This is a genomic window from Fibrisoma limi BUZ 3 (genome assembly GCF_000296815.2).
GTDB lineage: Bacteria > Bacteroidota > Bacteroidia > Cytophagales > Spirosomataceae > Fibrisoma > Fibrisoma limi.
This window is the reverse complement of record NZ_CAIT01000005.1, coordinates 495,657-518,580: the sequence shown is the minus strand read 5'-3', so window position 1 is coordinate 518,580 and position 22,924 is coordinate 495,657. Positions and strand designations below refer to the sequence as shown.

Annotated in this window: 15 protein-coding genes; 5 read left to right on the top strand and 10 right to left on the bottom strand. The window is 55.8% G+C overall.

Going from position 1 to position 22,924, the window contains the following annotated elements:
• The first annotated feature begins 104 nt into the window (after positions 1-104).
• Positions 105-2,408: a PAS domain-containing protein gene (locus tag BN8_RS06975; RefSeq protein WP_009281115.1), complete on the top strand. Its 2,304-nt coding sequence runs from the start codon at positions 105-107 to the stop codon at positions 2,406-2,408.
• 4 nt (positions 2,409-2,412) lie between these two features.
• Here BN8_RS06975 and BN8_RS06970 read toward each other — a convergent pair whose 3' ends face one another.
• The gene (locus BN8_RS06970) at positions 2,413-3,771 is read right to left on the bottom strand and encodes a Gfo/Idh/MocA family protein (protein WP_009281114.1); all 1,359 of its coding nucleotides are present in this window, start codon (positions 3,769-3,771) and stop codon (positions 2,413-2,415) included.
• Between the two features lie 170 nt (positions 3,772-3,941).
• On the bottom strand, positions 3,942-7,253 hold the full coding sequence (gene treS, locus BN8_RS06965) for a maltose alpha-D-glucosyltransferase (protein ID WP_009281113.1): 3,312 nt from the start codon (positions 7,251-7,253) through the stop codon (positions 3,942-3,944).
• Between the two features lie 270 nt (positions 7,254-7,523).
• Between treS and BN8_RS06960 the strand changes: the two genes are divergently transcribed.
• Positions 7,524-9,653: a T9SS type A sorting domain-containing protein gene (locus tag BN8_RS06960; protein WP_009281112.1), complete on the top strand. Its 2,130-nt coding sequence runs from the start codon at positions 7,524-7,526 to the stop codon at positions 9,651-9,653.
• Positions 9,654-9,727: 74 nt separating this feature from the next.
• Here BN8_RS06960 and BN8_RS06955 read toward each other — a convergent pair whose 3' ends face one another.
• From BN8_RS06955 to BN8_RS06925, 7 genes are all read right to left on the bottom strand, one after another.
• The gene (locus BN8_RS06955; RefSeq protein WP_009281111.1) at positions 9,728-12,181 is read right to left on the bottom strand and encodes a glycoside hydrolase family 65 protein; all 2,454 of its coding nucleotides are present in this window, start codon (positions 12,179-12,181) and stop codon (positions 9,728-9,730) included.
• Positions 12,182-12,197: 16 nt separating this feature from the next.
• Positions 12,198-12,770 carry a DinB family protein gene (locus BN8_RS06950; protein ID WP_009281110.1) on the bottom strand — a complete coding sequence of 191 codons (573 nt, stop codon included), beginning with the start codon at positions 12,768-12,770 and terminating at the stop codon, positions 12,198-12,200.
• Positions 12,771-12,778: 8 nt separating this feature from the next.
• The gene (locus tag BN8_RS06945) at positions 12,779-13,387 is read right to left on the bottom strand and encodes a nucleotidyltransferase family protein (protein WP_040005509.1); all 609 of its coding nucleotides are present in this window, start codon (positions 13,385-13,387) and stop codon (positions 12,779-12,781) included.
• A gap of 18 nt (positions 13,388-13,405) precedes the next feature.
• A complete protein-coding gene (gene truA, locus BN8_RS06940; protein ID WP_040005592.1) occupies positions 13,406-14,203 on the bottom strand; it encodes a tRNA pseudouridine(38-40) synthase TruA in 798 nt (265 codons plus the stop codon).
• Between the two features lie 21 nt (positions 14,204-14,224).
• Entirely contained in the window at positions 14,225-14,932 is a 708-nt protein-coding gene (locus tag BN8_RS06935) for an SDR family NAD(P)-dependent oxidoreductase (RefSeq protein ID WP_009281107.1), read from the bottom strand.
• 96 nt (positions 14,933-15,028) lie between these two features.
• The gene (gene folE, locus BN8_RS06930; protein ID WP_009281106.1) at positions 15,029-15,778 is read right to left on the bottom strand and encodes a GTP cyclohydrolase I FolE; all 750 of its coding nucleotides are present in this window, start codon (positions 15,776-15,778) and stop codon (positions 15,029-15,031) included.
• Positions 15,723-16,202 carry a 6-pyruvoyl trahydropterin synthase family protein gene (locus BN8_RS06925; protein ID WP_009281105.1) on the bottom strand — a complete coding sequence of 160 codons (480 nt, stop codon included), beginning with the start codon at positions 16,200-16,202 and terminating at the stop codon, positions 15,723-15,725. The genes folE and BN8_RS06925 overlap by 56 nt, the downstream gene beginning before the upstream one ends.
• Before the next feature lie 367 nt (positions 16,203-16,569).
• Between BN8_RS06925 and BN8_RS06920 the strand changes: the two genes are divergently transcribed.
• The 3 genes from BN8_RS06920 to BN8_RS06910 all read left to right on the top strand — a co-directional run bounded on the left by BN8_RS06920 (position 16,570) and on the right by BN8_RS06910 (position 20,360).
• Positions 16,570-17,958, top strand: a complete 1,389-nt coding sequence (locus tag BN8_RS06920) for a Gfo/Idh/MocA family protein (protein WP_009281104.1) — start codon at positions 16,570-16,572, stop codon at positions 17,956-17,958.
• Positions 17,959-18,056: 98 nt separating this feature from the next.
• A complete protein-coding gene (locus BN8_RS06915) occupies positions 18,057-19,289 on the top strand; it encodes a sugar MFS transporter (RefSeq protein WP_009281103.1) in 1,233 nt (410 codons plus the stop codon).
• Positions 19,290-20,360: a mevalonate kinase family protein gene (locus BN8_RS06910; RefSeq protein WP_009281102.1), complete on the top strand. Its 1,071-nt coding sequence runs from the start codon at positions 19,290-19,292 to the stop codon at positions 20,358-20,360. It abuts the gene before it with no gap.
• A gap of 9 nt (positions 20,361-20,369) precedes the next feature.
• Here BN8_RS06910 and BN8_RS06905 read toward each other — a convergent pair whose 3' ends face one another.
• Positions 20,370-22,922: a M1 family aminopeptidase gene (locus BN8_RS06905; RefSeq protein ID WP_009281101.1), complete on the bottom strand. Its 2,553-nt coding sequence runs from the start codon at positions 22,920-22,922 to the stop codon at positions 20,370-20,372.
• Positions 22,923-22,924: the final 2 nt, after the last annotated feature.

Below are 22,924 nucleotides of genomic sequence, written 5' to 3'. Positions count from 1 at the left end.
TTTACTATTTATTACTCGTTTATGAGCCGCCTGAAACGCACTGCTGTTTTGTACCGGCTTGACTTCTATCCATCAGGGCATCAATTACGTATTCACTACTCACGATGAGTATTGTGTCTGACCATCAGGAACTGGTTTCTACAACTCGCCTGCAGGCCATCCTGGATGCCTCGCTTAATGGGATAATGGCCTTTACGGCTGTTCGAAGCGACGACGGACAGATCATTGATTTTACCTGCACGAGCGCCAATCGGGCGGCCTGTCATCTGCTGAATAAACCCGCCGATGAATTGGTGGGGCAGCGTATGCTTACGCTTTTTACCGCCAATCGGGAAGTCGGTTTTTTCGATGCCTATGTAATCACGGTAGAAACCGGTGTGAATCAGCGCCTGGAGCGCTACTACGAGGCTGATGGACTTCAGGCCTGGTACGATGTTAACGCGGTAAAATTCGAAGACGGCATTGTCGTTACCTTCATCGACATTTCGCTTCAGAAACAGGCGCAGTTGGCCCAGCAGCAGCAAGCCAGCCGCCTGCAAAGCGTCCTGAACGGCTCGCTGACCAGTATCGCCCTGATGACTCCGGTACGGGACGAAACCGGCACCATCATCGACTTTTACTTTGCGGATGTTAATGCATCACTGGCCCAGCTAACCAGTCGCTCGGTCGAATCGCTCCGGGGGCAGCGCGTCAGTACGTACTTTCCATACTACAAAACTGGCGGCCTGTTCGATTTTTACAAACAAGCCATTGAAACCGGTCAGCCACTCCGGTTCGAGCTGCCCTATTACGCCGATGGCGTGCGGGGATGGTTCGATATTCAGGTAGCCCCGCAGAGCGACGGTATCGTGGTCAACTTCGTGGACATTTCGCCTGTCAAGAAGGCGCAGATGGCCCGCGAACAAACCTCGTCGCTTCTACAAACGGTCATGGACAACTCGCTGACGGGCATCACCAAGCTGGATGCCATTCGGGACGAAGCCAATCGACTGATTGATTTCCGCTTTGCCCTGGTCAACCAGACGATGCGCCAGATTACCGGCCGACGACCGGAGGATCTGCTCGGCCGGCTCCAATCCGAGGTGTTTCCGCATCAGATGACGAATGGCCTGTTCGACCGCTACCGGGCAGTAGCCGAAACAGGTGAGCCAGCGCGGTTTGAATGGTCCAATACCGACGGAACGATCTGGTTCGATATCTCCGTGGTACAACACCATCACGGCGTAATTATTACGTTTCTCGACATCACGGCCATCAAAAAGGCCCAGCTCGACCAGCAGCAGCAGGCCCAGGACCTCAAACAGATTGTCGATGGCTCGCTGAACGGTCTGCTGGCCTGCGACCCTGTCCGGGACGACAATGGCGATATTTACGATCTGCGCATGTCGCTGGCAAATCAGGCGGCCTCCCGGCTGAATGGTCGCCCGGTCGACCAGTTGATTGGGCGCACGCTCCTGGAAGCCTTCCCCTCGCTGCCCAGGTCGGGTGTTATGACGTATTATCTTCATACGGCCCGCACCGGCGAAATTCAACGGTTTGAAACGGCTTACTACTTTGATGGCCTGCAAAACTGGTACGATATTGCCGTGACCCCGCTGGGCGAAGGCAGGATTCTGATTTCGTTCGTCGATATTTCGTCGAGCAAACACCTCCAGCAGCAACTCGAGCTATCGGTAGCGGATCTGAAACGCTCCAACGAAAGTTTACAGCAGTTCGCCTACGTAGCCAGCCATGATTTGCAGGAGCCGCTGCGCAAGATTCAGGCATTCGGCGATCTCCTGGGCGAGCAGTTCGGTCCGCTGGTTGGCGACGACGGCCGCACCCTGATTCAGCGGATGCAGGGTGCAGCCGCCCGGATGCAGGACCTTATCAAGGCACTGCTGATGTACTCCCGAACGGCCACGCATCAACAGCCCTACCAGCAAGTCGATCTGAACAAACTGACCCGCGAAGTACTGGGCGATCTCGAAACTGCCATTACTGAACACCAGGCTCAGATACACGTTGATCCACTCCCAACGCTGACCGGCGACGCAACGCAGCTCAGGCAGCTCTTTCAGAACCTGCTGAGCAACGCGCTGAAGTTTACCATCCCCCGCGAGGTAGCCCGAATCGCCATTCACGCCCGCCAGGTTGACCCCGGCGACTTACCCGTACCCCTCTTTGGACAGTCGCGGTCATTTGTTGCACTCGATATTGCCGACAACGGCATCGGCTTCGATATGAAGTACCAGGAACGGATTTTCCGGTTATTCGAACGCCTGCACGGCAGAAGTCAATACACGGGCACCGGCATCGGCCTGGCCATCTGCAAACGCGTTGTTGACAACCACGGCGGCTACATTACAGCCCGCAGTGAACCCGGTCAGGGGGCTACGTTTACCGTGTACCTACCCTTACCGAATTAACCGATCAGACGGTAGGGAGCCGCCAGGGGCTACGATAGTGTGCCCGCGCCAGCTCGTCAGCTTTGGGATCGTTGGCAATCGTGCCTTTCTCATCGTCCCAGACCACTTTCCGCCCCGTCCGATACGCAATGTTGCCTAACTGAGCGTTGAGTGCCACGTTGCGACCGGCCTCAACCGGGCAGTTGGGTGCCTGCCGACTTCGGATGCATTCCAGAAAGTTCAGCGTGTGCCTGTCGAGGTCCTGGCCATCGCCCCGCTGGGCAGGCATGGCTTCGGTCAGGTACTTGCCGCCCTCTACTTCGGGCAGCACTTCCCATTTGCCGCGATCGATCACCACCGTACCGAGGTTGCCAATAAAGGCCACGCCATGATCCCGGTCGTAGGGACCGCGCCCCGTGCCGAGCGACTGCTCCCAAAGCACCGAAAAGTCGCCAAAATCATACACAGCCTGCATGGTATCGGGCGTTTCGCTGGCGTGGTCCGGGAAGCCGAATTTTCCGCCCGTTGCCACCACCGATCGGGGCGCGGTCACCTGCATTCCCCACAAAGCCACATCGATCATGTGCGCCCCCCAGTCGGTCATCAACCCACCGGCATAGTCCCAGAAATACCGGAAACTACCGTGGAAGCGGTTAGAATTGAAGGGACGTTTGGGTGCCGGACCGAGCCACATCTCATAGTCGACACCGGCCGGTACCGGCTCGTCGGGCTTAACCGGAAATGTTTTGCCATACGTCATGAACGCCCAGGTCTTCACCGACCGCACCCGACCTATTTTGCCGGAACGCACGTAGTCGAGCGCGTTTTTCCAGTGCGTACCACTGCGCTGCCACTGCCCTACCTGCACGATCCGGCCGTGTTTTTTAGCCGCTGCTACCATCAGATTACACTCTTCGATGCTGTTGGCCAGTGGTTTTTCTACGTACACATCCTTACCCGCCTGGCAGGCCATAACGGTCGGCAGGCAATGCCAGTGGTCGGGTGTGCCGATAATAACGGCGTCGACATCCTTATTCTCCAGCACCTTGCGAAAGTCGCTGTACAGCGTCGCCTTAGTCGGGGCTGCGGTACCGACCGGCAGCCGGGCATTGAGTTTTTCGAGGTCGGCCGCCCGTCGGTTCAGGACGTTGCTGTCTACATCGCAGAGCCCGATGCAGCGAACGCCGGGGTGCTTCAGCATAGACGACAGATCGGCCCAGCCCATGCTGTTGCAACCAATCAGAACAACGGAGACCGTATCGGCGGCCGAATACGTTCGGAACATGGGAGCACCCGCAGCGTCATCAGGAAGCAGGGCCGTCAGACCGGCTCCAGCAGCCAGTCGGGTTGAGTTATGGAGAAATTGTCGGCGCGAGGTAGCCATACGGGAACTGGTTAGCGTTTAGGAATACGTCGGTAAACAGATGCCTAAGTTGCGGATTTCCCCGAAGAAATCTACCCTGTTCTCGAATGACATTATCGCCTACCCGACAAAAACAGGCACCGGGCAACCTCAACGAGATCACCCGGTGCCCGGTTATGAAATGAACCCGATTACTGCATAATCTGTCGGATGATCCGCAGTGGCACAACGGCCCATTCCGGCCGATTATCAAGTTCGTATTTCAGGTCAGCGAGGGCCTGTTCGAGCATGAACGTATCGAGCAGTACTTTCTGCTCATCCTTACTGCCCGGAATAAACTGGCTGTCCTTGACCGTTTCGAAATACGCTTTGGTGAAGAAACCCGCTACGTAATGCGCCCACAGACTCGCGTAGGGCAGCAACGGTGTGACCTCTTTCTGCTGCACCTGATTCGTTTTCAGTACGCCTTCGTAGGCTGCGTAACAGATTGACCGGATCATGCCGGCCACATCCCGCAACGGTGTCCGTTTCAGCCTGCGTTCGCTGAATGGCTGTAGAGGATTACCGCCGTAATCCTGAATTTTCACGTCCTTACCCGTCAGCAGCAGTTTATTCAACTGATACTGCCCGTGAATCCGGATTTTGGTAGCCTCAAATTTCTGCGTGTAAATCCGCTTCAGAATGTTCAGTATGTCTTCTTTGCGGCCCATCAGTTCTTCCACCTGCTGACGGAGCGGCTCTGGCAGCTTTTTCAGATTCCGGCTTTGGCTCTGGAAACTTTCGCGCACGGTAGCCTGCATACCGGCGTAGAGCGACCGCTGATAGTGGAGAGAGAAATCCTCCGGCTTAAAATCCTTATCCGTATTAGCTGCCAGGATCAGGTGCATTTCACCCGTTCGTACCCCAATTTGCTGTACTTGTTCGGCCGTTGACCCACCCAGCAGGGTTCGCAGGTCGTCGGGCAGTTCATCGTACCCAACGGGATTGATCAGCGTTCCCTTGCGCGGGAATGAGGGGCGACTTTCGGGTTCCACCGACAGAATTCGCTCGATGTAGTTGTTCATCCGCTCGAGCATGTATGTATGCCCGTCGCCGTGGTTTTCAATCATCTCCTCGATCATTCCCAGCGTAATTGTTCCCGCTTCGGTCTGCCAGTCGATTGATCCGACAAAAGCGGGGGTGTGCGGAAAGTCTGCCTGCCCCGACAGGTACTGGCTAATCTCAACATCGGGGTTCACCGTGCGATTCACCTTGCGGTAAAACTTCAGGTAGTAGCAGTTTTCGTACCCAATAGGCGTATAATCCGGCCCTCCCGACGCCATTCGGGGCTTAACATCGTCGCGCTCCTGCACGAAAGTTTTCAGGGCCTCGCTACTCTTAAAGCTGAGTTCACCGCCCGTAACGTCGAGCGATTCTTCCGTGGCCAGTTGATTAACCAGCATCCGCTGCAGGTCCGTGAAATACAGTCCGTCGCACAAAAGTCCTTCCTGGTCGCCGATCTGTACCTGAGCAATGATGGCCTGCGGGCAGCTTTCGTTGGCTGTAGTCGCCACGGGCCCCTGCTCAAACGAAAGCGGTAAGGTATACAACTCCGGCAATCCCTGTTCGTAGGATACCTCCAGCAAGAGCAGGTAGGTACTACTATCGGCCAGCGGCAAGGTGGCCACCTCGGCAATGGATACGTTGTTGATGGATCGTCCTTTGCCCATGAACCAGCTTGCCTTCTGCAGGTAATCCGGCAGGATGGAATTTTCCAGTTCCGTACGGGTATCCGCTTCCAGCAGTTTGTCCCAGGCGGTCAGTTCGAGTTGCGGCAACGCAGCCTGTTCGTCAGCATCGAGCCGTACTTTATCCAGCACAAACCAGTGGTAGGCGTAGGGACTGAGCGTAAAGGCATACGCGCCACTTTCCGAAACGACCGGAAAGCGGTTTTTACTGAACACCTCTACCGGTACGTACCCTTTGAATTCACTCATATCGATCTCGGTCGGCTGGGTGTACTTCGACAGGTTGACGATGATGAGCAGAGTTTCGTCCTGGTACGTACGGGTGAACGCCAGAACTTTGGGATTTTCGACATTCAGAAAGTTCAGATCACCCCGACCAAAGGCCCGGTGGCGCTTCCGCATGTTGATCATCCGCTTTGTGAACCAGAACAGCGAGGAGGTGTTCCGGCGCTGGGTTTCTACGTTCACGGCTTCGTAGTGATACTCCGGATCGAGGATAACGGGCAGATAAAGCCGTTGCGGATTCGTTACCGAGAACCCGGCGTTGCGATCGGGCGACCACTGCATGGGCGTCCGGACTCCGTCGCGATCGCCGAGGTAAAAGTTATCACCCATCCCGATTTCGTCGCCGTAGTACAGCACCGGCGTACCCGGCAACGAAAACAGCAGACTGTTCAGCAACTCGATTTTCCGCCGATCGTTGTTCATCAGCGGAGCCAGCCGGTGCCGGATACCGAGGTTAATCCGGGCTTTCGGGTTCTGGGCGTAAGTGCTGTACATGTAGTCCCGTTCCTCGTCGGTCACCATCTCAAGAGTCAGCTCATCATGGTTACGCAGGAACATGGCCCACTGGCAGTTTTCCGGAATAGCGGGCGTCTGCTCGAAAATATCGGTAATCGGATACCGATCTTCCCGCTGCAAGGCCATGAACATCCGGGGCATCACCGGGAAGTGGTAATTCATGTGGCACTCATCGCCGTCGCCAAAGTACGAGGCCGAGTCTTCCGGCCACATGTTGGCTTCGGCCAGAAATACGGTTCCGGGGAAGTTATCGTCAACGTGCTTACGGAGTTTTTTCAGAAACGCGTGGGTTTCGGGCAGGTTTTCGCCATTGGTACCTTCGCGTTCGTACAGATACGGCACGGCATCCAGCCGGAAGCCATCGACTCCCATCCGGCACCAGTAGTTGATAATATTGAACACCTCCTCCTGCACCAGCGGATTGTCGTAGTTCAGATCAGGCTGATGATGGAAAAAGCGGTGCCAGTAGTACTGCTGCGCTACGGGGTCCCAGGTCCAGTTCGACGCTTCGAAATCCTGGAAAATAATCCGGACATCCTTGTACTGATTGGGATCGTCGGACCAGACGTAGTAATCGCGTTCGGGCGAGCCTTTAGGGGCTTTCCGGGCCCGCTGAAACCACGGGTGCTGATCGGAGGTGTGGTTGATGACCAGCTCGGTAATCACCTTCAGACCCCGGTTGTGTGCTTCGCGCAGAAACTGTCGGAACTGCTTCAGGGTGCCGTAAGCCGGGTTAATGCTGTAATAGTCCGCAATATCATAGCCGTCGTCTTTCAGAGGAGACGGATAAAACGGCAGCACCCAAATGGCCGTTACCCCAAGCTCCTGCAGATAATCCAGTTTCTCGAGCAATCCCTGAAAATCGCCGATACCATCGCCGTTGCCGTCGCGAAAGGCTTTGATATGGAGTTCGTAAATAATGGCATCCTTGTACCAGTGAATTTTGTCGTCTAATCCCGCCGTTTGTTTTGCCATAACGTGTGAATGAGTATTCCTCTTATAACTCGTCTATTCAATTTTCTGTTGCGCGATGAATATTATATGGCCCGTACGATTAAGAAATTTAAATGAAATCACAATTGTAAAACATTGAAAACATGACAGTTATCTCAATTATACATATACGCATCCTGAGGCTCGTCAGCTGTATCACCAACCCCTGACCGACCCCTGCCGCCCGTACAACGCTGGACCAACTAAACTAGAAGCAGTAATCTTTTTTTCCACTCCTAATCCATAAATTGTATGACAAAACCACGTTTACTGGCCAACCAGCAAATTGTACTGAGTCTTGCGTTATCGGGGTTGCTATGTACCGGCGCCCTCGCCCAGCCAGTACCCGATGTGCAGTGGACCCGACCCGGGTCAACCCTGGCGGCAACTGCTGATGGTAACGTTGTGACTACGGAGCAAGTTACCGACTCTTCTACCCCTACGTCTCCCTCACGGACAGGCAGTGTTCTCGTGAAGTATTCGCCGGAGGGCAACCAGCTCTGGCGCATGGGCCCGCTGGAGGGTGGATTTTACATTGGGGGCAGGATACCAGGTTACCCCTACGAAGTGTTGTTCATCACGCATACGGCGGGGACCTACGATGGCGGTATAGCGGTGGTAGGCGGTACGTCGCTCCGGGGAGCCCTGGTTGCTACGAAAGTCTTCGCTAATGGTTCGATCCGGCGGTGGGAAGACAGCGATCTGTTTGGGTATCCCGGCGATACCTTCATCGAAGACGTCGTTGGTACGCCCGACGGCGGCTTTCTGATCCTGCTTACGGTGCGCCCGTATGCGCTGAATGCCTATGTTGCTGTTCGGAAATACGATATAAATGGCAATTTTTCCTGGAGCAAGGAAGTAGCCTACCCCGCATCATCCGACAATAAGGTAACCAAAGGCGAAGCCGTGATCGTCGCGTCCGACGGTGGCTACCTGCTCGTGGGGTATCATAACACTACCGGACAGATTATCGACGGAGCCAATACTACGCTCATCGGCAATACGGGCTGGGTCGCCAAACTCGACGGAGCCGGCAACGTTAGCTGGCAGAAACTGCTCAACAGCCTGCCGCCGGCGGGCGACTACAACGGTCCGTTTGCCAACTCCGTGGCGCAGATGCTTCCCATTACCGATGCTACCATCACCCCCGATGGTTCGGGCTTTGTGCTGGTTGGGTTTGGGTTGCCTCCGCACTCGGTGGCCGTTCCCCCTCCGACTACGGCATTGGTTGAACTTAATGCCGACGGTAGCCTCAACCGGGCCCGTATCATCGGTACCGTTCCGACGGAATCGTTTATTACCCAATACAGTCGTAATGGAGCCAATGCCTACGCGGTTGGAAACAGTGCCCGACAAAATGGCATTGATCCTCAGGTTACGGTGATTGGCTCGATTGACCTCCCCCAAAACAACGCTTCTCTTTTCAGCGTCACGGGGCCGCGCGTGTACGATAGTTCGCCCGATGGTTCGCTACGTGGGATCGATAGGATCGGCGACGGCGGATTAGTCTTCCTTAGTTCGGCCGGGCAACTGGTCAAACTCCGCTCGGAACGAGTAACGCCACCACCACCGCCCTCCGGCTTCCAGTTGACGCAGCCGACGTATAATTGCCAGACGGGTGCTATTACGTTCAATACGACTGGGGGCGATGGTACAGCCATTACGTTCAGCGCACCGGGTATCATGCGCTCGTCGCCAACGAGTAATTCAGGCGTGGTCGAACAGGAACTGCGCAATGACCCCAAGCCCATTACGATCCAGGCCACGCAAAGTGGACAGACGGCTACTTACGTGTTTGATTTTGCAGCGTTCTGTACGGGTACGCCCCCACCGCCCCCTCCCCCAGTCGATGGGCCGCTTACCCTGCTGGAACCAACCTACAACTGCGCTACCGGAGCGATCCGGTTCAACACCAGCGGGGGCGACGGCAGCCCGATCGAATACCGTGCCATCGGCATTACGGACTGGACAACGAATCCGAACCAATTCGTCGATGCGGAAAGCCGTACGGCCAACGACGTACAGCCGTTCACCCTCCAGGCCCGCCAGAGTGGCCGGGAGGTGACTTACATCTGGAACCTCAAAGCCGCCTGCAGCCGGGCGCGGCTGGGTGCGACGGAGCTACCCACGGCCTTAACCCTGCGGACATTGGGAAATCCCGTCACTGATGCGGTAACGGTCGAGATAACGGGAGCAACCGGGCAGCCGGTACAACTCCGGCTAGTGGACGGACGCGGGCGTTTGCTGGGCACTCAACTGATTGATCGGGCCGGTCTGTCCGAACAGCGGACGTTCGACCTTCGGCAACAGCCAACGGGTCTGTTCATGCTCCAGGCCACAACGCCCCGGCAAACCCGAACGGTGAAGGTGATTCGGCAATAATCCGCGGCTTCTACAACGAGAAGGCCCAACGAAACTGGTTTCGTTGGGCCTTCTCTGTTACGTTATACTCTTTCTCAGTCCTCGGGTGTTTCTGAGCCAACCGTCAAAGCCTCAACCTGAACCGCTACGGTCTCCTGGCTTTCGGCGGCTACGGTCAGCAACTGCCCCAGCACCCGCAGAGTGATTGGTTCCGTCGAGAAATTCTGCACCGTTACGTTCTCCTGCGTCGTCACGACCTGAATCAATGCCCCACGGAACCGGATCTTGAACGACAGGGATGTCCAGTTGTTGGGGCAGTACGGATTCAGCCGGAGCTGATAATCAGATGGTGGATATACACTCAATGGAGGGAAAGCTGCCCACTTTTTATCCGGATTTTGCCGGGAATATTCCTCCGTTGCTTTCCGTAATTCAGAGGGTATTTCCTTCTCGATCCGCATACCACCAAATCCTTTCACTACAGCCAGCCACGTACCGGCCATCGAGGTGATGTGGCAACCGTCTTCCGTATCGTTGTTGTAGTCGTCGAGGTCGAGCCGGGCCGTGCGGAGGTACATCTCATAGGCTTTTTCCTTCATGCCCAGTTTCGACGCCTGTACGGAGTGAACGCAGGGCGATAGCGACGACTCATGGACGGTCATCGGCTCGTAGAAATTGAAGTTGCGCCGGAGGGTATCGACATCAAATTCATCCTCAAAGAAATACAGCCCCTGTAGCACGTCGGCCTGTTTGATGAAGCAGGAGCGCAGAATCCGGTCCCACGACCAGTTCTGGTTCAGCGGGCGCTGCCCCTTCGGAATATCACTAACCGGCATCAGTTCCTTGTCCAGGAAACCCTCCTGCTGCAAGTACACCTGCCGCTCTTCATCGTATGGGAGGTAGATGTTATCAATGATGTGCCCGGCTGTCTCCATCTCCTTATCGCGGAAATGAATCCGGTCGGCCAGCGCGCTGAATTTTGCCGCGTCCAGTTGTTTCACCTTCTGGATGCTTTCGAGAGTGTAGCGAAGCGTCCAGGCCGCGATGTAGTTCGTGTACCAGTTGTTGTTGACGTTGTTTTCGTATTCGTTCGGCCCCGTCACGCCCAGCATGACGTACTGTTGCTTTGCCTCCGACCAGTTCACGCGCTGGCTCCAGAACCGGCTGATGGCGATGAGCACCTCCAGTCCATAATCTACCAGATACTGTTCGTCGCCGGTGTAGCGCACGTAGTCGTAAATAGCGTAGGCAATGGCACCGTTGCGGTGAATTTCCTCGAAGGTGATTTCCCACTCATTGTGGCATTCCTCACCGTTCATCGTTACCATCGGGTACAGGGCAGCCCCGGCCTTAAAGCCCAGTTTCTGCGCATTCTCGATCGCTTTGCCCAGTTGCCGGTAACGGTACAACAGCAGGTTGCGGGCCACTTTCTGGTCGGCCGTAGCCAGGTAGAACGGCAGGCAGTACGCTTCGGTATCCCAGTACGTAGAGCCGCCGTATTTCTCGCCCGTGAAGCCTTTAGGGCCGATGTTGAGCCGTGCGTCTTCGCCCGTGTAGGTCTGGTTCAACTGGAAAATATTAAACCGGATACCCTGCTGGGCTGCCACATCGCCATCGATAGCAATGTCGTTCATTTTCCATTTATCGGCCCACGCCTGTTTCTGCTCAAACAGCATCTTGTCAAAGCCTTTGCGGGTGATGCGCCGGATGTATTCGTGCGCATCGAGCATGATCCGGTCGCTGTCATAATTCAACGATGACAGATTGACCGCGTACTTGTAAATAACGGTTTCCTGGCCCTGCTGGCAGTCCAGCGTGATGCGGTTGGCAACGTATTTTTCGTACTTGATCGGCTGCGACTGGTAATCGATCCGGCTACCGTCCTGCTCAATCTCCACGCACATGCCCGTTACGACGTGAAAGCCGGTTTTGCGGGTGCGCAGTTCGATAAACGCTTCCCCGTAGCCGGTTTCTTTCCGAACTTCGTCCCAGAACTTCTCGTCGTAGTTGGCGTCGCGGTTGCGGATGTCGCCGTCGACGTAAGGCGTAACCGTGATCTTCGCATCAAAATTGAGCGGCTTGATAGCGTAACGGATCGCCCCGGCTTCGTCGTCGACAATGGAACAGAAGCGTTTGGTGTTGACCTGCAGCATTTTGCCGCTTTTCAGCACCGCCACAAACGACCGCTCCAGGTAGCCCTCCTTCATATTGAGCACCCGCCGGAAGTCCCGAAGTTCGCAGGTATTCAGATCGAGGGCTTCGTACTCAATATCTATATCGATGCCAATCCAGTTGGCCGCATTCAGCACTTTGGCGAAATACTCGGGATAGCCGTTTTTCCACCAGCCAACCCGGGTTTTATCGGGGTAATACACGCCCGCTATGTAGTTTCCCTGGAGGGTTTTTCCCGAAAATTTTTCTTCGAAGTTGCCCCGCTGGCCCATTCGGCCGTTGCCGAGCGACATGACGGACTCCGTAATTTCATTGTAGTCGCGGTGAAAGCCATTTTCGACAATACACCACGGATCGTGTTCTAAATAATTTTTCATTACAGGGGGTAGTATATTACGCAAAAGTAGCCATTTCTGTCTTCACCCGCATAGCCTGTGCGAGGTGCCGTTCGGTATGGGCCACCAGCATCAGCAGTGCGTCGCCCAGCCGGATTTTCAGCCAGTTACCAAACAGGGTCGCCAGTTTTGTCTGATTCCAGTCCAGGTAAACGGCTTTGTGCAATAAATCGTGGAGGAGGGCCTGTAGTTCTACAAACTGAGCCAGTACATCCGTCGGATTCAGGTCCTGCACCCGACGCGGCCGGATGATACCCGGCGCGGGCAATTTCAGCTTCGTCTGCGGATCGACCACGTAGCGCAGCAACCGACCGACCACATCGCTCTGGAGGGTCTGGTCGGTTGGCTCAATCTGAATCAGGCCCAGCGCATCCACCTTGTGCTGGATATTCCGGATGTAGAACCGCTCAGCCAGATTCAAATGCTGAAGACATTCGATAATACTCCACCGGTCCGGGGCTGGCTTCCGGGTGAGCTGCTCCACCGACAACGGTGTAAATTCACGCGCTACCGTATCCAGTACGGCAGTAAGCCGCTGCTGAAGCTGACGTGAGGTTTCGAGTTTCTGCATGAAGTCGGTTACAGATTTTCACTGGCCTGAGCCTGTGCAAATAACTCGACATCACGCCACGAATCCAAATCAACGGCCCCGGCTTCGAACGGCACCTCCACACAATCGGTCCGATGCCGCAGGATAACCCATCTGGGGCTTTTATCTCCGTCGAGCTGTAAGAGTTCGTCAATATAATTCCGGCTAAAAAGGGCAGGAAGCCCCAGGTGCCCCCCGTACTGACAGGCAACAATACCTTTGTTTTCTTCCTGATACGTTGCGATCAGGTGTTGCAACAGACCAGCCGACACCAGTGGCTGATCGGTGACCAGAACCAGTACGGCGTCCAGTTCCTTCTGCGTCAGGTACAGCGCAGCCAGGCCAATTTTCAGCGATGAAGCCAACCCGGTAGCCCATCGTCCGTTGTCGATCAGCGTAACGGGCAGATCGGCCAGTTCCGGGGCAATCTGAGCGCGGTGAGCGCCCAGTACTACGGCTACCGGACCGGCCTGCAGCGACAGGGCCGAGTCGGTAATCCGGCGTATGAGCGTTTTCCCTTCGTATGTAAGTAATTGCTTAGGCTCCCCCCCCATGCGGGTTGATGAACCGGCGGCTAATATGATGGTTCCGAGTATCAAGCGATTTCTTCTGTTAGTCTATACCGTAACACGAACATGGCTAGCCGGGTTCTGACGATTCGAAAACACCTCGGCCGGATACGCCACTTCGACCAGCGAAAGCCCTTCGGCCGGAGCCGCCCGACCGGCCTGTTTCCGGTCGCGGGCCAGGATGATCCGGTCAAATTCGGCCACCGACATCCGGCCCTGCCCAACCATCAGCAACGTACCGACGATGGCCCGGACCATCCCCCTCAGGAAGCGATCGGCCTTGATATGAAACGTGAGATCGGCCGCTGTACCACTTCGGTTACGTTCCCAGTACGCAAACTCGATACGGCAATTGAACGTCCTGACGTCCGTTTTAACTTTACTGAAACTCTCAAAATCAGTATGATTGCGCAGCAGGTCAGCCGCTTCGTTCATGCGCTCCACGTCTAACGCGGGCCTGAATACGTAAGCCAGGCCGGCCAGAAACGGATCTTTTTGCCGAATGATCTGGTACTGATAATACCGCGACAAAGCGGTGTACCGGGCATGATCGTCGGCGCGGACAGGAAAGATGTCCCGAATGGCAATGTCGGCGGGGAGCAGGCTGTTCAGCGAGTGGACAAGTTGTGGGCTCAACCGCACAGGTTCCTCCTGGTCGAAATGGGCGAACTGCTGCCCGGCGTGCACACCGGTATCGGTTCGGCCACTACCTACAATGGAAACAGGTTGCCGCAGTATGGTAGCGAGCGCATTTTCAATCATTTCCTGAACGCTCATACCATTTGGCTGCCGTTGCCAACCGTGGTAGCTGGTTCCCCGGTACGAGAGTTCAATGAAGTAACGCATCATGCCGCAAAGGTACCCTTCCTACTTCAAGTTTCCCATGCCTCCATCGACGCCGATGATCTGACCGGTGACCCAGGCCGCCTGATCCGACAGCAGGTAGGCAGCCATACCGGCAATATCCTCCGGCGTACCGTAGCGGCTCAGCGGGTGGCGTTTTTTGGCCGCATCACGTTTGTTGTCATCGCCGAGCAAGCCAGCCGATTCGGCCAGGGGCGTATCCGTCAGCGACGGCGCTATGGCATTGACGCGGATGTTGTAGGGAGCGAATTCTGCCGCTAAGGATTTCGTGAGCCCTTCCACCGCCGATTTGGCTACCGAAATGGATGAATGCAAACCCATGCCCAGTTTGGCCGCTACGGTGCTGAACAGCACAATACTTCCCGCTTTTGACTTCTTAACGGCGGGATAGGCCGCGTGAATGGCGGCTACGGCACCCAGGACATTAATCTCCAGGTCCCTGCGGTAGTCGTCGATGGAGAGCCGTTGAAATGGTTTGAGATTGATCGTTCCCGGTGCGTATACCAAACCGTGGAGCGTATCGGGGAGTTGGTTAAGCGCGTCGGCGGCCGATTGTTGCGTAACATCCCAGGTCATGTGGGTCGACTGGATGCCTTCGGGCTGGTTTCGGCCGGCGGTGAAGAGCGTAGCGCCCTGCGTTTGCAGATGTTGGGCCAGGGCGTGACCAATACCCGAACTGGCGCCAACGATGAGAATTTGTTTGCCTTGCATGAAAACGGTTTGTAGTTTGTTGTTTGTGGTTAGTCGTGCAATCGGCCGGTTAGCCTTGTGAACACGACAAACCACAAACTACGAACCACAAACCGGTTAGATTGTTGCCGTCGAAACGCTGATGTAGCGCAGCAGTTCCTGCCGGGTCGCTTCGTCCTCGAACTTTCCGCTGTAAGCCGACGTAATGGTTGAACTGGCTGTATCATTCACACCCCGAGTCGACACGCACAAATGCTTGGCGTCGATAATCACGGCTACATCTTCCGTATTCAGCGCTTTCTTCAATTCATCGGCGATCTGCATCGTCAGTCGTTCCTGCACCTGGGGCCGCTTTGAGAAGTACTGCACGATCCGGTTCAGCTTCGACAGCCCGATCACCTTACCGCTTGAGATATACGCAACATGAGCTTTGCCGATAATCGGTACGAAGTGGTGTTCGCAGTACGTATGTACCGTAATGTCCTTTTCCACCAGCATCTGATTATACTGGTACTTATTATCAAATAAGGTGGTGCTCGGCTTATTGGCCGGATTCAGTCCACTGAATGCCTCTTTGATATACATCTTGGCAACCCGCCGGGGGGTTCCTTTGAGGCTATCGTCGGTCAGGTCCAGGCCCATAATCTGCATAATCTCCCGAAAATGCTCTTCAATGAGGTCAATTTTCAGGTCATCATCCAGATCGAATGCATCGTCGCGCAACGGCGTTTCGAGCGAAGCGGCCGCGTGTGCATCACCCATCTCCTCTGCCAGTACAGCATCGACGGATGAGCCATTGTGGTGCTTACCGTTAAGCGACTCGGTCAGGATTGACGGGGTATTCGACGAAGTTCCGTTCAGTTTCATACAGTCTGATTTTAAGATCTAAGCTGTCGCTTAGCACGTTACGTAGAATGTTGTAAATAACGATAGCAATGTTTTCGGCCGAAGGATTGAGGTCGGCGAATTCCTCGGTGTCGAGATTGAGATTTTTGTGATCGAAGCGTTCGGTTACGTGTTCTTTGATCAGATCACCGAGATACTTCATATCGATAACGTAGCCCGTTTCGGGGTCGACCGGCCCGACCACCTGCACAATCAGTTCATAATTATGCCCGTGATAGTGAGGATTGTTGCATTTACCATACACACGCTCGTTCTTTTCGTCCGACCAGTTTGGGTTATGCAGTCGATGGGCTGCATTGAAATGTTCCTTCCGGAACACCGCCACCCGCGGCACAACCATACCGGCTGTGTTCACACGCGGTGACTCCGCCTGCAAAGTGTCCATAGTTTCGTTAACTAGTAAAAATCAGTCAACCTGTCGTTACAAAGGTTGTGTACAACACAGGCAGACCGCGAAGCGTGTGGAAAGCCGTTAAGCCAGTCAGATCAGGTTCCGGTTACCCAGTCGGCCAGACGCTTCTTGGAGTGCGATTGACAAAGGAATAACCCGTGCTTTTCGAGTTTTGTTCAACTTTTACAAACAAATGTTAAACACGTCGTTTCTTCCTTTCTACTATAAAACACCGGTTTTCTTGGGTTCGTTCCCTAACGGCTGTGTTCCATTTGAACGGTAAGACCTGCTGTTTGATCAGTAGGTTTTTTAGAAAAATTTGTTTCTTTGACGTTTCCAACCCGTCCTCCAGCATTTCGCTATGAAGTCAACGACCCGACGTACCTTTCTTCGCACAGCCGCCCTGACCGGAGCCGCCACCCCCTTCCTGCCCGACGTTCTGCTGAATTCATCCCCGGCATTTGCAGCTACTACCCATCGTTCGGCCGATGGCCCCGTACGCTTAGGTTTCATTGGGGTTGGCTCGCGGGGCCGCAGTCACGTACAACAAGCCCTTTACCGCGATGATGTGGTGATCCCGGCTATCTGCGACGTTGATCCGGATGCCATCGCCCGCACCAACGCGCTTATTCAGAAGGCGGGTCGCAAACTTCCGGAAGCGTATACAAAAGGTGACGAAGCGTTCCTTCAGATGCTCAAGCGCGACGATCTGGACGGGGTTGTGATCGCTACGCCCTGGGAATGGCACACGCCCATGGCCGTAGCAACAATGAAAGCGGGCAAATACGCCGGACTTGAGGTGTCGGCCACCGTTACGCTGAAAGAATCCTGGGATCTGGTCAATACGTACGAGCAGACCAAAGTACCCTGCATGATTCTGGAAAACGTCTGCTACCGGCGCGACGTACTGGCTGTGCTGAACATGATCCGGCAGGGTATGTTCGGCGAAATGACCTACGCGCACTGCGGTTATCAGCACGACCTCCGCGACATCAAGTTCAACGACGGACAGCACTACGCCGGGGGCGGGGTCGAATTTGGGGCTAAAGGTTATGCCGAAGCCCGCTGGCGCACGCAGCACTCCGTCGATCGCAACGGTGACCTCTATCCAACGCACGGTCTCGGTCCGGTGGCCCACTGGCTCGACATCAACCGGGGCAACCGGTTCCTTCACCTGACCAGCATGGCTACCAAAAGCCGCGGCCTGCATAAGTACGTAGTGGACAAGGGCGGGGCCAACCATCCCAACGCCAAGGTCAATTTTAAACTGGGTGATGTCGTCACGACGATGATCCAGTGCGCCAACGGGGAGAACATCGTTATCATGCACGACACCAACTCGCCCCGGCCCTATTCGCTTGGATTCAGGGCGCAGGGGACTGAAGGCATCTGGATGGACGATAACGACATGATCTATTTCGAAAAGGTGAGTCCGAAAGCACATACGTGGGAGCCGTTTGCTGCGTACCAGGAAAAGTACGACCACCCGCTCTGGAAACGGCACGCCCAGGCAGCCGATAACGCCGGCCACGGGGGTATTGACTTTTTCGTGCTTCGGGCATTCATCGAGTCGGTAAAAAGCAAAACGCCCCCACCTATCGACGTCTATGATGCAGCCGTCTGGAGCGCCATCAGCCCGCTGTCGGAACAAAGTATCGCCCAGGGGAGTAAACCGGTCGAAATCCCGGACTTTACGCGGGGGAAGTGGAAAACAAACCCACGAATTTTTGGTCTGACGGACAATTTTTGATAGGCCGCTGGCTTGAAAACCGTTTTATCATTGTTATTTGTAAAAATTTTTAAAATATACACTTACCATCGCTTGCGTCCGTTAATCGTTTCTTATCAATGACTCCAACTGCGACATCTCCTCAAACCCGCTCAAACTACCTTGGTCCGCTGCTCATCATCGGCGCGTTATTCTTCGTGTTCGGTTTTGTCACCTGGGTGAACAGCGTTCTGATTGCTTTCTTCAAGCAGGCATTTAACCTCAGTACGGTCGGGTCGAATCTGGTCGCCTTTGCGTTTTTCATCTCCTACACGCTCATGGCTATTCCATCGTCGGCGGTGCTGAAACGGACGGGCTTCAAAAACGGAATGTCGCTGGGGCTACTGGTAATGGCTGTCGGCACACTGATCTTCGTTCCGGCGGCCAACACCGTTTCCTATGGCCTGTTTCTGGTTGGCCTGTTCCTGATCGGTATCGGCCTGACGGTCCTGCAAACGGCCTCCAACCCCTACGTTACCATTCTCGGTCCCCGCGAGAGTGCGGCCCAGCGCATCAGTTTCATGGGTATCGCCAATAAGCTGGCGGGCATCAGCAGTCAGTTTATTTTCGGAGGGTTGCTGCTCGGAAGTGCCAACGCCGTAGCGGGTGCAGCCAGTCTGGAAAAAGTAGTTACGCCTTACCTGATCCTGACGGGGGTACTGATCGTGCTGGCCCTTCTGATTCGCTTTTCAACGCTCCCCGAAGTATCGGAGGAGCAGGATGACACCACCGCCGATCCGGGTGTAACGGCCCACACCAGCGTCTGGCAATTCCCGAATCTTGTGCTAGGCGTAGCGGCCCTGTTCTGCTACGTCGGGGCGGAGGTTATCGCCGGCGATACGATCATCAACTACGGCCGGGCCATTGGGTTCAGCAACGACGAAGCCAAGTATTTTACCACGTACACGCTGTACGGGCTGCTGGCGGGCTACCTGTTGGGCATCGTTCTCATCCCTAAAGTCATTTCTCAGCAAAAAGCGTTGCAGTTTGGCTCCGGCCTGGCGCTGGTTTTGACTACGGTAGCCCTGGTAACCAACGGCTTCGCGTCCATCCTGAGCATTGCCCTGCTCGGGTTTGCCATTGCTCCCATCTGGCCGGCCGTCTGGCCCTTGGCGCTAAACCGGCTGGGTCGTTTCACCAAGATTGGCTCGGCGCTGCTCATCATGGCCATTGCGGGCGGGGCGGTACTGCCGCTGCTGCATGGCTATCTATCTGATACGATCAGTCCAAAGTTGGCCTATGCCCTGCTACTGCCCCTGTTCGGCTTTATTCTGTACTACGCTACGGTGGGTTATAAGAAAACGAGCTGGTAAATGGCGGTCACTGCGTCAACTCCGGGCCGTATCTGTCTCTTTGGCGAACACCTGGACTACCTCGGCCTGCCGGTCATAGCGGCCGCTATTTCGCGCCGGATTACCCTCACTACCGAACGTATTCAGGAACCAGTTATCCGGCTACACCTGCCCGATATCGGGGCTGACGAACAGTTTGGTTTTACGGGTCAGCCCCTGCCCTACCAGCAGGACCGCGACTATTACCGGGCGGCTCTCAACATCCTGCTCCGCGAAGGGTATACGTTCTCCAGTGGCTTCGACGTAACCGTTAAGGGTGATATACCTATCAATTCCGGTACGTCGAGTTCGTCGGCCCTGGTCGTTACGTGGCTGAACGCCCTGTCCCGACTGGCCGACAACCCACAACCGCTGTCGCCCGAGCGGCTGGCCGAACTGGCTTACGTGGCCGAGGTGCTGGAGTTTGGTGAGCCCGGCGGTATGATGGACCATTACTCCACCGCCGTTGGCAACGTCATTTACCTGGAATCGCAACCGCAGATCAACCTGACCGTGCTACGGCCGCACCTCGGTACGTTTGTGCTGGGCGATTCGCAGGAGCCGAAAGACACACTGGGGATTCTGGGGCGGGTCAAGTTTGGTATGCTCGACATGCTGAAACGTATCAATGGCGTCAATCCCGCGTTTTCACTGCATACGGCTTCGCTGACCGACGCGGCCGAGTACAAAGACATTTTGACCAAAGACGAGTATATCCTGCTAAAGGGTACGCTGACTAACCGCGATGTATTGCGCGAAGCCCTGACGGTTTTGCAGGCCCCCGAACTCGACCATACTCATCTGGGCAAACTTCTGACCACCCATCAGGCAACCCTGCGCGATGCCCAGCGGATTTCAACGCCCAAGATTGACCGGATGCTCGACGCAGCCCTTAACGCGGGGGCGATGGGTGGAAAGATCAACGGCTCGGGGGGCGGTGGCTGTATGTTTGTCTATGCGCCCGACCAGCCTGAGGCCGTTGCCGAAGCCATCGAACGGGAAGGTGGGAAAGCGTACGTAATTCACGTTGCTCAGGGAGCCGTAGTCGAATAGGCTGCCGGGTTAGTAGGCTCCCAGCTTTTCGAACAGCTCTTTCAGTTGCGGATCGCGCTCGTTCGCCCGAATGCGCTGCCGAATGGCTTCCACGCCCGGTACGTCCAGCAGCAGCCCCAGCGCCTGATACGCGCCGAACCGGACCGACGAGGATGCATCCTGCCGGGCGGCTTTCTCCAGCAACGGAACTGCCCGGCGCTGTATGTCGCCCGACGACCGCAGCAAGTATTTGGCAAACACCTGCAGGAAATTGTACTGCTCACCAGGCTTCAGACTCCGCCAGGTTGCCACGAACCAATCGAACCGCCCCGGATCGGCCGCTTCAGCGTAATAATCCGCAACCGCCGACAGCACTTCTCCCTGCCGAATGTGTTCGAGCTTGGCTACTACGGTTTTGGCATCGGCTGGTTTAGCCGCCAGATACCGCTCCAGCGCCACGGCAACCACCATGTACGACGAATCGGTCAGGGCTGCTTTGAACAGAGGTAGGTTCACTTTATCGTTGTACGACGCCAGTGTTTGGATTGCCTCAGCCCGCACTGCCGACGACGAATCGTTCCGAAGGCGCTCCCGAATCAGCCGCTGCACCTCGGCTTTTTGTGGCCCGACATAACTGGCTAATCGTCTGACGGCAATCTGTCGGATTTGCCAGAACGGGTCATTCAGCGCGGCAATGACCATGACACGAGCATCGCCATCAGTCGCCAGTGTCGTATTATCCTGGGCCAGAATCGCATTGCTCCGATCCTGATACAGTTCAGCGTGGTAATACTGAAAAATCAGTTCGCGCTGACTTTTAGGCTGATCAATGGTACCGACAAGGCGGTGGTCCGCATCAAACAGCACCAGATCGGGGCGTTGGTCGGCGGGGAACGTCAGCGTTTGCTGTGCCTGATCGACCACGACATCGTAGCTGGTTTTCCGGCCTTTCACCCAGATGTCGACCCGGACGGGCAGCCGGTAGATAGGCGTAAACGTAGTATCCTGTTTCTGCGTAACGCGTAGATTGACGGTCCCGGCGTCGTACGTCGGTTCAACTGCCAGCACCGCGTGGCCCGGCGACAAAAACCACTGCTCAAAAAACCAGTGCAAGTCCTGGCCCGTAGCTTCTTCGAACGCCTGACGCAGGTCGTCTACCTCGGCCGTGCTGAAACGATGCCGTTTCAGGTAGCTGGTCAGCGCCCGGAAGAACGCATCGTCGCCGATAATCTTCCGCAGAAAATGCAGCACCCGCCCACCTTTCGCGTACGAATGGGCGTCGAACATATCCTCCCGATCGGCGTACCGGTAGCGGATCAGTGGCTCCTGCTTGGTTTCGGCTTCCGACAGATATTGCGCCAGGTCCATCTGGCCGTGCAGTTCGGCCTCATCCCGGCCGCGGGCGTGTTCAAACCACAGGTACTCGGCGTAGGTGGCAAAGGCTTCGTTCAGCGGCAGATTCGCCCAGGATTCGCAGGTAACGAGATCGCCGAACCAGTGATGGGCCAGTTCATGCGCAATGACAGCATCCGAATTGCCGTCAACCAGCTCGCGGGCATCCATCTGCACTCCCTCCTGGTGCACCGTCGCCGTCGTGTTTTCCATCGCTCCGCTGACGAAATCCCGTACGGCGATCTGGCTGTATTTATCCCAGACGAACGGCGTACCGAACAGCTTTTCGAAGAAGGTAATCATGGCCGGTGTGCGCCCGAAAATCTGGCGGGCGAACGGTTCGTAGGCCGGTTCAACGTAGTAGCCGACGGTCAGGGGGCCTCGGTCGGGCGTACGCGGGAGCTGGTCACTCACGTACGCAAAGTTTCCGACGGCAACCATCGCCAGATACGGCGCATGGGGCTGCGCTTGTACCCATAGGTCGGTACGTGTCCCATCGGGGTTGCTCTGCGACGAAACCAGCCGCCCGTTCGAGAGCGTACGAAACTGATTCTCGACGGTCAGGCTGATGGCCTGGGTCATCTTTTCGTTTGGCGCGTCGATGGTCGGAAACCAGGCTGAGTTGGCTTCCGTTTCGCCCTGCGTCCAGATTTGCCGGGGTTTATCGGGCTCACTGCCGGTGGGATTGATAAAGTACAGGCCTTTATCCGACGTAATGGCCTGGCTGCCACCGGCGGGTAACTCGTTGGGCCGGGCTACGTAGTCGATGCGGATGTCGAACGTATCGCGTCGTGTGTAAGCCCTCGGTAAGCGAATCCGCAGCACCTGTCCATCGGCATACTCGTACCGCAACGAATCCCGGACTGGCTTCCGGTCAAGGGTATCGATCAGCAGCACGTTCCGGATCAGGAACCCTTTGGCATCCAGTTCAACGGTAGTTTGTGGGTAGAAATAAGGCGTACAGCGCAGCGTAGCGGTTCCCTCAACGTACTGCCGCGCCCAGTCGAAACGAAGGTTCAGATCGGTATGCAGCAGGTCGGTTGTTCGTGTCCGACTGGGGTGGTACGTACCGGTACGGGTCTGATAAAACGTAGAGCGCCCGGTATCGGCCAGTGTGGTCAACTGCGCCCGGCTTACGAAGCTATTCAGCAGCCCCAGACTCGTCAACAAACAGGTCCACAACCGGCTCATAA

Bases quoted from the DNA above. Each gene is read 5' to 3' on its own strand.
- BN8_RS06975 (WP_009281115.1), top strand. From the start codon at position 105: ATGAGTATTGTGTCTGACCATCAGGAACTGGTTTCTACAACTCGCCTG.
- BN8_RS06970 (WP_009281114.1), bottom strand. From the start codon at position 3,771: ATGGCTACCTCGCGCCGACAATTTCTCCATAACTCAACCCGACTGGCT.
- treS (WP_009281113.1), bottom strand. From the start codon at position 7,253: ATGGCAAAACAAACGGCGGGATTAGACGACAAAATTCACTGGTACAAG.
- BN8_RS06960 (WP_009281112.1), top strand. From the start codon at position 7,524: ATGACAAAACCACGTTTACTGGCCAACCAGCAAATTGTACTGAGTCTT.
- BN8_RS06955 (WP_009281111.1), bottom strand. From the start codon at position 12,181: ATGAAAAATTATTTAGAACACGATCCGTGGTGTATTGTCGAAAATGGC.
- BN8_RS06950 (WP_009281110.1), bottom strand. From the start codon at position 12,770: ATGCAGAAACTCGAAACCTCACGTCAGCTTCAGCAGCGGCTTACTGCC.
- truA (WP_040005592.1), bottom strand. From the start codon at position 14,203: ATGCGTTACTTCATTGAACTCTCGTACCGGGGAACCAGCTACCACGGT.
- BN8_RS06935 (WP_009281107.1), bottom strand. From the start codon at position 14,932: ATGCAAGGCAAACAAATTCTCATCGTTGGCGCCAGTTCGGGTATTGGT.
- folE (WP_009281106.1), bottom strand. From the start codon at position 15,778: ATGAAACTGAACGGAACTTCGTCGAATACCCCGTCAATCCTGACCGAG.
- BN8_RS06925 (WP_009281105.1), bottom strand. From the start codon at position 16,202: ATGGACACTTTGCAGGCGGAGTCACCGCGTGTGAACACAGCCGGTATG.
- BN8_RS06920 (WP_009281104.1), top strand. From the start codon at position 16,570: ATGAAGTCAACGACCCGACGTACCTTTCTTCGCACAGCCGCCCTGACC.
- BN8_RS06915 (WP_009281103.1), top strand. From the start codon at position 18,057: ATGACTCCAACTGCGACATCTCCTCAAACCCGCTCAAACTACCTTGGT.
- BN8_RS06910 (WP_009281102.1), top strand. From the start codon at position 19,290: ATGGCGGTCACTGCGTCAACTCCGGGCCGTATCTGTCTCTTTGGCGAA.
- BN8_RS06905 (WP_009281101.1), bottom strand. From the start codon at position 22,922: ATGAGCCGGTTGTGGACCTGTTTGTTGACGAGTCTGGGGCTGCTGAAT.